11 protein-coding genes are annotated in these 9,036 nt (G+C 75.4%); 7 read left to right on the top strand and 4 right to left on the bottom strand.

All coding sequences use genetic code 11. From position 1 onward, the window contains the following. Nucleotides 1–78 precede the first annotated feature (78 nt). A complete protein-coding gene (locus ACI79O_RS15135; protein WP_456914556.1) occupies nucleotides 79–2,154 on the top strand; it encodes a hydantoinase/oxoprolinase family protein in 2,076 nt (691 codons plus the stop codon). Beyond that, a complete protein-coding gene (locus ACI79O_RS15140; RefSeq protein ID WP_456914557.1) occupies nucleotides 2,151–4,070 on the top strand; it encodes a hydantoinase B/oxoprolinase family protein in 1,920 nt (639 codons plus the stop codon). Before ACI79O_RS15135 ends, ACI79O_RS15140 begins: the two co-directional genes overlap by 4 nt. Before the next feature lie 51 nt (nucleotides 4,071–4,121). Here the strand turns inward: ACI79O_RS15140 and ACI79O_RS15145 are convergent, their stop codons facing one another. Beyond that, the gene (locus ACI79O_RS15145; RefSeq protein WP_456886353.1) at nucleotides 4,122–4,319 is read right to left on the bottom strand and encodes a hypothetical protein; all 198 of its coding nucleotides are present in this window, start codon (nucleotides 4,317–4,319) and stop codon (nucleotides 4,122–4,124) included. A gap of 32 nt (nucleotides 4,320–4,351) precedes the next feature. Then, nucleotides 4,352–5,173, bottom strand: coding sequence for a helix-turn-helix domain-containing protein (locus ACI79O_RS15150; RefSeq protein ID WP_456914558.1), 822 nt, complete (start codon nucleotides 5,171–5,173; stop codon nucleotides 4,352–4,354). A gap of 86 nt (nucleotides 5,174–5,259) precedes the next feature. On the opposite strand from ACI79O_RS15150, the gene ACI79O_RS15155 reads away from it, so the two are divergent. The 3 genes from ACI79O_RS15155 to ACI79O_RS15165 all read left to right on the top strand — a co-directional run bounded on the left by ACI79O_RS15155 (nucleotide 5,260) and on the right by ACI79O_RS15165 (nucleotide 6,264). After that, a complete protein-coding gene (locus ACI79O_RS15155) occupies nucleotides 5,260–5,661 on the top strand; it encodes a hypothetical protein (protein WP_456886357.1) in 402 nt (133 codons plus the stop codon). 27 nt (nucleotides 5,662–5,688) lie between these two features. Then, entirely contained in the window at nucleotides 5,689–6,057 is a 369-nt protein-coding gene (locus ACI79O_RS15160) for a nuclear transport factor 2 family protein (RefSeq protein WP_456914559.1), read from the top strand. Nucleotides 6,058–6,141: 84 nt separating this feature from the next. Then, nucleotides 6,142–6,264, top strand: a complete 123-nt coding sequence (locus tag ACI79O_RS15165; RefSeq protein ID WP_456914560.1) for a hypothetical protein — start codon at nucleotides 6,142–6,144, stop codon at nucleotides 6,262–6,264. On the opposite strand, the gene ACI79O_RS15170 is transcribed toward ACI79O_RS15165, so the two are convergent. Further along, a complete protein-coding gene (locus ACI79O_RS15170; RefSeq protein ID WP_456886365.1) occupies nucleotides 6,261–6,746 on the bottom strand; it encodes a DnaJ family domain-containing protein in 486 nt (161 codons plus the stop codon). The two genes, ACI79O_RS15165 and ACI79O_RS15170, sit on opposite strands and share 4 nt — an antisense overlap. A gap of 47 nt (nucleotides 6,747–6,793) precedes the next feature. On the opposite strand from ACI79O_RS15170, the gene ACI79O_RS15175 reads away from it, so the two are divergent. Next, nucleotides 6,794–7,336 (top strand): NUDIX domain-containing protein, encoded by a 543-nt coding sequence (locus ACI79O_RS15175; protein WP_456886369.1) that lies wholly within the window; start codon nucleotides 6,794–6,796, stop codon nucleotides 7,334–7,336. Between the two features lie 186 nt (nucleotides 7,337–7,522). Next, entirely contained in the window at nucleotides 7,523–8,536 is a 1,014-nt protein-coding gene (locus tag ACI79O_RS15180) for an ATP-dependent DNA ligase (protein ID WP_456886371.1), read from the top strand. Here the strand turns inward: ACI79O_RS15180 and ACI79O_RS15185 are convergent. Further along, a complete protein-coding gene (locus tag ACI79O_RS15185) occupies nucleotides 8,533–9,036 on the bottom strand; it encodes a MarR family winged helix-turn-helix transcriptional regulator (protein WP_456876276.1) in 504 nt (167 codons plus the stop codon). The genes ACI79O_RS15180 and ACI79O_RS15185 overlap by 4 nt on opposite strands.

The raw sequence follows: 9,036 nt of genomic DNA on the forward strand, positions 1-9,036 counted from the left end.
GCCGGCTCAGCGGAGCACCCACGGACCCTCGGCGCGGCTCTTCCCGGACCTGATGTCTCAGCACTAAGGTATCCGGGCATGGCAGCGGCGCGCCGGGTGCGGATCGGCATCGACACCGGGGGCACGTTCACCGACGTGGTCGCCGTCGACGAGGAGACCGGGGCGACGACCACCACCAAGACGCCCTCCACCCCCGCCGACCCGGCCGAGGGCTTCCTCACCGGCGTCCGCAAGGTCCTCGGCCTGCTGGGCCTGCCCGGCGACGCGGTCACCGCGGTCAGCCACGGGACGACGGTGGCGACCAACCAGCTGCTCGAGGGCAGGCTCGACCGGATCGGCTTCGTCACGACCGAGGGCTACGAGTCGGTGCTGGAGATCGCCCGGCAGTCGGTGCCCGACGGGTACGGCAACAGCTACTTCTGGGTCAAGCCGCCGCGGATCGTGCCGGCCGACCTGGTGCGCACCGTCCGCGGCCGGCTCGACCACCACGGCGAGGAGGTGCGCCCGTTCGACGAGGGCGACGCCCGCGCGGCCGCCCGCTTCTTCCGCGACGCCGGCATCACCACCATCGGCGTCTGCTTCCTGCACGCCTACGCGGACGACGCGCACGAGCGCCGGATGCTCGAGGTCCTCCGCGAGGAGCACCCCGACGCCGTGGTCAGCATCAGCTCCGAGGTGCTGCGCGAGTACCGGGAGTACGAGCGGTCGGTGACCACGCTGGTCGACGCCGCGGTCAAGCCGAGGGTCGGCGCGTACGTCACGAACATCCGCACCCGGCTCGACGAGATCGCCCCGGGCGTGCCGTTCTACGTGATGAAGAGCAACGGCGGCGTGCTCTCGGCCGGCGAGGTCGTGCACCAGCCGATCACCACGATGCTCTCCGGCCCGGCCGCCGGGGCCCTGGGCGCGGCGCTCATCGCGGGCACCGCCGGCTTCGACCGGGTGCTCACCTGCGACGGCGGCGGCACCTCGACCGACGTCACCGTCGTCATCGACGGCGAGCCGACGCTCACCACCGAGGGCTCGGTGGGCGACTACCCGTCGAAGATCCCGATGATCGACGTCGTCACCGTCGGGGCGGGCGGCGGCTCGATCGCGTGGCTCTCCCCCGAGGGCACGCTCAAGGTGGGCCCGCGCTCGGCCGGCGCCGACCCCGGCCCGATGTGCTACCCCGGCGGCGGCGACCAGCCCACCGTCACCGACGCGCACGTCGTCCTCGGCCGGATCCCCCCGCACCTGCTCGGCGGGGAGATCCCGCTGTCGGTGGACGCCGCCCGCGCGGGGCTGACCGCGCTCGGGGAGCGGCTGGGGCTGTCGCTGGAGCGCACCGCCACCGGCATCCTCGAGATCTCCGCGTGGAACCAGGCCAACGCGCTGCGCCAGGTCACCGTGGCCCGCGGTCTCGACGTCCGCGACTTCACCCTCACCACCTTCGGCGGCTCCGGCTCGCTGCTGGCCTGCCGCCTGATGGACGTGCTCGGCCTGCCCCGCACGCTGGTGCCGCCGAACCCCGGCAACGTCAGCGCGTTCGGGCTGCTGACCGTCGACGTCCGCAACGACTACGTGCAGACCGTCGTCAGCCGGCACCTCGACCTCGACCTGGCGCGCGTGCGGTCGGTCTTCGGCGACCTCGAGGCCCAGGCGCGCACGGCGCTGGACGGCGAGGGCTTCGACCGCGCCGAGCAGCGGATGCAGCGGACGGCGGACCTGCGCTACGTGGGCCAGGCGTTCGAGGTCCGCGTCCCGGTGGCCGACGGCGAGCTCGACCGGGCCGCGGCCGACGACGTCGCGCAGGCCTTCCACGCCGCCCACCGCCAGCTCTACGGCTACGACTTCGCCGACGACCCGCGCCAGGCCGTCGAGTGGGTCAACCTCCGGGTCAGCGGGATCGGGCCGATCCGCCGTCCCGACGTGGTGGAGCTGCCCGCCGGCGACGGCGGCGTCGAGCGCGCCGTCACCGGCTCGCGGCGGGTGTTCTTCGACGACTGGGTGGACACCCCGACCCACGACCGCACCCGGCTGGCCCCCGGCGACGTGGTGGCCGGGCCGGCGGTCGTCGAGGAGTTCGGCTCGACCGTCCCGGTGCACCCCGGTTTCGCGGCCACCGTCGACCGCTTCGGGAACCTGCTGCTGACGAAGGAGGCGGGCCAGTGAGCGAGCTCGCGAGCTCACCCGACCGGCAGGGCGCCTTCCCCACGGGCACCCTCACCGGGGGGAAGGCCGACGCCGACCCGGTGCTGGTCGAGATCGTCGCCGGCACGCTGGCCGCGATCGAGAAGGAGGTCGAGACCTCCATCGGCCGCACCTCGCGTTCGCCGATGATCCGCGACGCGCACGACTTCCGGGCCGGCATCCACGACCGGGAGCTGCGCAAGCTCACCGGCCGGTCGTACTCGGCGCTCGTGCACCCGGTGGTGCGCGACCACCCGATCGAGACCATGCACCCCGGTGACGTCTTCTTCCACAACGACGTCTACCTCTCCGAGGGCGGGATCGGGCACCTGCCCGACCTGTGCGTCACCGTGCCGGTGTTCGCCCACGTGGACGGCGCCGAGCGGGTCGTCGCCTTCGTCCAGGCCTTCGGGCACCACGACGACATCGGCGGCGCGGTGCCCGGGTCGATGCCCAGCGCGGCGACCAGCGTGTACGAGGAGGGGCTCATGGTCCCCCCGATCAAGCTGTGGGACCGCGGCGTGCCCAACCAGGCGGCGCTGGCGATCATGACCCGCAACTCGCGCATGCCCGACTCGCTGGCCGCCGACCTCGACGCCGAGTGCTCGGCCTGCCTGGCCGGCGCCCGCCGCCTCGGTGAGCTGTTCGACCGCTACGGGGTGGAGGCCGTCGAGGCGTGCTTCGACGCGATCCTGGCCAACTCCACCGAGGTCTACCGGCGCGAGATCCTGTCGCAGATCCCCGACGGCACCTACGTCTGGGAGGACTACGCCGAGCACGACGGCGTCGAGGAGCCCAAGCTCCACCGGCAGCGGATCACGCTGACCATGGACTCCACCCGGGAGACGCCGCTGGTCATCGACTTCACCGGCACCGGCCCGCAGGCCAAGGGCCCGATCAACCACTGCGGCGACTACGCCGACGGCAACTTCCTCAAGAAGTGGCTGGCGCCGATCCTGCGCAACCTCGCCGAGACGCCCGAGCGGATGGCCGAGCTCGACGTCAACGAGGGCGTCGTCCCGCTGATCGAGATGCGGTTCCCGGAGAAGGGCACGCTGCTCACGCCGGTCTTCCCGGCACCGACCAACGCGCGGACGTTCGTCATCCTGCGCCTGCTGGGCGTCCTCGCCGGCGTGCTGGCCAAGGCCACCGGCGGCCGGATGCCCGCCGACCAGGAGACGATCCGCTACACCGGCGTCTACGGCACCGACCTCGACGGCCGGCCCTACCTCATGCGCGAGGTGCTCGGCGGCGGGTCGGGCGGCCGGTACTACGCCGACGGCGAGGACACCATCCACGTCGTCCCGGACTCGCGGAACCTGCCGACCGAGTTCACCGAGGGCCGCTTCCCGCTGCGCGTCGAGCGGCTGGGCCTGGCGCTGGACTCCGGCGGTCCCGGCCGCCACCGCGGCGGCTGCGGCTACGAGAAGCACATCCGGGTGCTGCGCGACGCGCACTTCATGTCGATCGCCGACCGCTCGATCCTGTCCTGCTGGGGCGTCAAGGGCGGGAAGGCCGGGCGGCCGTTCCAGGTGACCGTCGACCCGGGCGGCCCGGACGAGCGCGAGGTCGACGCGCTCGCCGACGCCGAGCCGCTGCCGGCGGGCACGGTCGTGCGCATCCGGACGACGGGCGGCGGCGGCTGGGGGGACCCGCTCGACCGGCCGGTCGACGAGGTCCTGCGGGACATCGCCTGGCGCAAGGTGTCCGTGCGGGGCGCCCGTGACGACTACGGCGTCGTCGTCGGCGAGGACGGCACGGCCGACGTGGAGGCGACCGACGCCCTGCGGGCGCAGCTGCGCGCGGCCCGCACCGGCGACGAGCCGTTCTTCGACCGCGGCCCGGGCTACGCGCGGCTCTCGGGCGGGGCGACGTCCAACGAGTTCGACGTCCTGTAGGCGCAGTCGTGCTCTGCCCCCGATCGGGGGCAGAGCACGAGCGACGGCGGATCAGGTGTCGAGCTCGGTGCTGTGCGGCGGGGGCTTGGCCTCGTCGCCGGTCTCGCCGTCGTCGCCGTGGTAGCTCGGGTGGTCGGTGGTGCGCGGGTCGTCGTCCCCCGCGGCCTCGACGTCCTCGGGGACCAGCGGCGTCTCGTGCAGCACGTTCTCCCGCGCCTGGTCGCGGTCGGTGCCCGGGACCTCGGTCATGGCTCCTCCTCGGGGTTCGGGTGCTGCGTGCCCTACCCCGTCACCGGGCGGGCAGGCGCGGGTTCGCCACCGGTGAACGGGCGCACCCGCAGCACCTCGGCGGTGCGCTCGTCGGCGGGCAGGAACGCCTCGACCGAGAGCTCGGCGGCGGTGAGGTCGACGGCGGTGCCGAAGGTGGTCACCGTGCTGAGGAAGGACAGCACCTCCTCGCCCGCGCGCAGCCGCAGCGGCACCGCGATCCCGTCCGGCGTCGAGCGGTCGGTGCCGCCGGGGAGCGCGGCCAGCTCGCGGTGCAGCGCGGCCAGCCCGGGATCGCCGGTCAGGTGCGCCTCGCGGTCCAGCCGGTGCAGCACGTGCGCCCGCCACTGCGGCAGGTTGGCGATCCGCGGCGCCAGCCCCTCCGGGTGCAGGCTCAGCCGCAGCACGTTGACCGGCGGCTCGAGCAGGTGCGCCGCCACGCCGTCGAGGAGCATCCCCACGCCGGCGTTGGCCGTCACCAGCGCCCAGGACCGGTCGACGGCGAGGGCCGGGAACGGCTCGTACGCGCTGAGCACCAGGTCGAGGGCCCGGGTGACGGCGGCCATGTCGGGCGAGCCGAGCGAGCGACGGCCGTAGGCGGGGGCGAACCCGGCGGCGAGCAGCAGGTCGTTGCGCTCGCGCAGCGGCACGTCGAGCCGCTCGGCCAGCCGCAGCAGCATCTCCCGGCTCGGCCGCGCCCGGCCGGTCTCGAGGAAGCTCAGGTGCCGGGCGGAGACCCCGGCGTCGACGGCCAGGTCCAGCTGGGAGAGCCGGCGGCGCTGCCGCCAGCCGCGCAGCAGCCGGCCGACCGGCGGCGCGGTGGCGGTGGTGGTCACGGCACGGACGCTAGCGACGGCGCCGCCGGGCGTCGCCTACCTCCGAGGTAATCGACGCGCCTCCCCGGCGGCTCCACGGTCGTCCCATGACAACGACCGCCACCCCCACCCGCCGCCCCCTCGACCTGCTCCGCGTGGCGCTGCGCCTGGACGCCGTCGTCACCGGCGTCAACGGCGCCGCCTACCTGGTCGCCGCCCCGCTGCTGACCGGCCTGCTCGGGATCCCCTCCGGGGCGCTGCGCGGCCTGGGCGCCTTCCTGCTCGCCTTCGCCGCCGGCGTCGCACTGGTCGCGGCGCGCCGTCCGGTGCCGGCCGGGGCCGTCGAGGCCGTCGTCGGCGCCAACCTGCTGTGGGCGGCCGGCAGCGTCGCCGCCGTCGTCACCGGCCGGTTCGACCTGACCGCCGCCGGCACCGGCTGGGTGCTGCTCCAGGCCGCCGTCGTCGCCGGGTTCGCCGCCCTGCAGCTCACCGCCCTCCGCACCCGCTGACCCCCATCCGGACTGGAGAGACCCGCCATGACCGCCACGACCGACCTCGCCGACCGCTACCTCGACGCCTGGAACGAAGAGGACCCCGCCGCGCGGCGGGCCCTCGTCGACGAGCTGTTCACCGACGACGTCCGCTACACCGACCCGCTGGCCGACGTCGAGGGCCGGGACGGGGTGGACGGCCTCATCGCCGCCGTCCGGTCCCGGTTCCCCGCCTTCGTCTTCCGCCTCGCCGGACCCGCCGACGCCCACCACGACCAGGTGCGTTTCACGTGGCACCTCGGGCCCGACGGCGCCGAGCCGCCGGTGACCGGGTTCGACGTCGCGGTGACCGACGGCGACGGCCGCATCCGCACCGTCCTCGGTTTCCTCGACCGCGTGCCCACGCCGGACTGAACCGTCACCCCTCGCGGCCACCATGGCGCCGGGACCACCGACCGGGTGGTCCCGGCGCCGTGCCCGGGAGAGGGAGGACCACCGGTGGACAGTGAGCTGGTGCAGCGGTACGCGGCGGCGCTGGGCGCCCGCGACCGGGACGCGTTCGACCACCGGCCCGAGCCCCACGAGCCGCCCGTCGGCCGGGAGCACCTGCTCGAGCGCTAGCGTCCGCGCCGCCGCTGCCACCAGCGGCGGCGGGGCGGCACCTCGGCCCGGACCTCCTCCACCGGCGGCGGGGGCGGGCGGTCGCGCCGCCAGCCCGCCACCAGCGCCTCGACGTCGGCCAGGCCCGGCACCGGCGACCACCGGCTCTCCTGCGGCCGGCGCCAGAAGGCCTCGACGCGGGCGTTGTAGTCCTCGGCGACGGCGCGGACGGCGGCCTCCGACGGCAGCGGGGCGACGCGGGCGGGCAGGTCGTCGCGCTCCCGGCGCAGCGCCAGCCCGGGCGGCAGCATCTCGGCCGGCGTGATGCCCTCGCGGCGGGCCTTGGCCACCGCCCAGTCGTAGACGGTCTCGTCCGGGTCGAAGGCCGGCAGCGGGCGCCCGGCGCCGCGCAGTCCGCTGAAGTCCCCGCGCTCCTGGGCCTGGTGGATCTGCCGTTCCACCCAGGTCTCGAACGACACCCCGGCCGGCTTGCGCTCGGTCACCCGCTCACCTCCTGTCCCCATGGTCCGCCCCTGCGATGCTCGGCTGCATGCGGACGACGGGCAGCCGGGAGATCTACCGCAACCCCTGGATCCGGGTGCGCGAGGACACCGTGGAACGGGCCGACGGGTCGACCGGCGTCTACTCCGTCGTCGAGAAGCCGCACTTCGCCATCGTCCTGGCCGCCGAGCGGGACGGGTTCTGGCTGGTCGAGCAGTTCCGCCACCCGGTGGGCCGCCGGGCCTGGGAGTTCCCGCAGGGCACCTGGTCCGCCGAGGCACTGGCCGCTGGCAGCGGCGGGACGCCCGAGGAACTGGCCCGCGCCGAGCTGGCCGAGGAGACCGGGCTGCGGGCCGAGCGGCTCGAGCACCTGGGCCACCTCGACCTCGCGCCGGGCCTGTCGACGCAGGAGTTCGACGTCTGGCTGGCCACCGGCCTCACCCCGGGCCCGACCGCCCGGGAGGTCACCGAGGCCGACATGGTGACGGCGTTCGTGCCCGAGACCGAGCTGAGGGCGATGGTCGCCGAGGGCCGGTTCACCGACGGCCCCTCGCTCGCCGCCTACGCGCTGTACCTCCTACGGTGCCATTAGCGCTACAAAGGCACTCTGCACTCGGGGTCACCCCCTCCGGGTCCCGTGACCCGATCGTGCCTCGACAGCGGGCCTCCGCTCGTGCCTGCCTCCGCCGCCGTCGCGGAGCGTCGCGACCTGCCCTGAACGGGTGATCCGGCAGCTCAGGAGCCTGCGCGGGCGGCGGGCAGGCCCGACGCTGACCGGGTGCCGCTCTCCGTCCCCGGGTTGCCGGGCCTGCCGCCCGACCTGGCCGGCCCGGTCGCGGTGGAGCTGGCCAAGCCCGTCCGGGACCTGCCGACGGCGGACGCGCTGCCCGGCGGCTGCCGCTACGAGCCCAAGTGGGACGGCTACCGGCTGGTCGTCGTCCGCGGCGCCACCGGCACCCGGCTGTGGTCCAAGCAGGGCCGAGACCTCACCGACCGGTTCCCCGACCTCGCCGCGGCCGCGCTCGCCCAGGTCCCGGCCGGCACCGTGCTCGACGGCGAGGTCGTCGTCTGGGGCGGCGACCGGCTGGACTTCGGCCTGCTGCAGCGGCGCCTGGTCACCCCGCCGGCGCGGATGGCCGCCCTGGCCGCCGCCCACCCGGCCTCCTACGTCGCCTTCGACCTGCTCGCCTCCGGCGGCGCCGACCAGCGCCGCCGCCCGCTGCGCGCCCGCCGCGCCGCGCTCGAGGAGCTGGCGCAGCGGTGGGCGCCCCCGATGCAGCTCTCCCCGGTGACCGCTGACCCCGCCGAGGCCCGCCGGTGGGCCGAGGACCTGCGCCCGCTGGGCATCGAGGGCCTGGTGGCCAAGGGCGCGGCCACCCGCTACGCCGGCGGCCGCCGCGAGTGGCTGAAGGTCAAGTCCTGGGAGACCACCGAGGTCGTCGCCGGCGGCGTCATCGGCACGCTCGAGCGCCCCGGCCAGCTCGTCGCCGGGCGCTACCGCGACGGCGAACTGGTCGTCGTCGGCCGGACCGGCCCGCTCTCCCCCGCGCAGGCCGAGGAGCTGGCCGCCGTCCTCACGCCCGCCGGCCCCGACCACCCGTGGCCCGACCGGATCGGCACCGGCCGCTTCGGCGGCGGGCGGCTGTCGGTCGCCCTCACCCGGGTCGAGCCGGTCGCCGTCGTGGAGGTCAGCGCCGACGCGGCCCTGACCGCCGGGGTGTTCCGGCACCCGCTGCGCTTCGTGCGGGTGCGTCCCGACCTCACCGTCGACGACGTGCCCCCTGCCGGCTAGGGACGCTGGGGCAGCCGTCCCAGCGTCACCAGGAACCGGCGCAGCAGCCCGGCCAGCTGCGTGAGCTCGTCGTCGCTGAGGCCGGCGAGCAGGCCTCGTTCGGTCTCCAGGTGGTCGGGCAGCGCGGCGTCCAGCGCCTCCCGGCCGGCCGGGGTCAGCGTGACGACGACGGCCCGCCCGTCGGCGTCGCTGCGCGTGCGGGTGATCAGCTCCCGTTCCTCGAGCCGGTCCAGCCGCTGGGTGATGGCGCCGGAGGTGACCAGGGCGGTCCGCATGAGCGCCGTGGGGGTCAGCTGGTAGGGCTCACCGGCCCGGCGCAGGGCGGCGAGGACGTCGAACGACGGCGCGTCGAGGCCGTGCCGGGCGAAGGTGGCGCGCTGGGCCAGGTGCACCTCGCGCTGCAGCTGGGTGATCCGGCCGATGACCCCCATCGGCGAGCAGTCGAGGTCGGGGCGCTCCCGCGCCCACTGCTCGAGGATGAGGTCGACGGCATCCTCCAC

It is taken from the genome of Geodermatophilus sp. SYSU D00696 (genome assembly GCF_054050235.1).

Excerpts from the sequence above, each read along its gene's own strand:
- ACI79O_RS15135 (WP_456914556.1), top strand. The coding sequence starts at position 79 with ATGGCAGCGGCGCGCCGGGTGCGGATCGGCATCGACACCGGGGGCACG.
- ACI79O_RS15145 (WP_456886353.1), bottom strand. The coding sequence starts at position 4,319 with ATGACCGAGGTCCCGGGCACCGACCGCGACCAGGCGCGGGAGAACGTG.
- ACI79O_RS15155 (WP_456886357.1), top strand. The coding sequence starts at position 5,260 with ATGACAACGACCGCCACCCCCACCCGCCGCCCCCTCGACCTGCTCCGC.
- ACI79O_RS15160 (WP_456914559.1), top strand. The coding sequence starts at position 5,689 with ATGACCGCCACGACCGACCTCGCCGACCGCTACCTCGACGCCTGGAAC.
- ACI79O_RS15175 (WP_456886369.1), top strand. The coding sequence starts at position 6,794 with ATGCGGACGACGGGCAGCCGGGAGATCTACCGCAACCCCTGGATCCGG.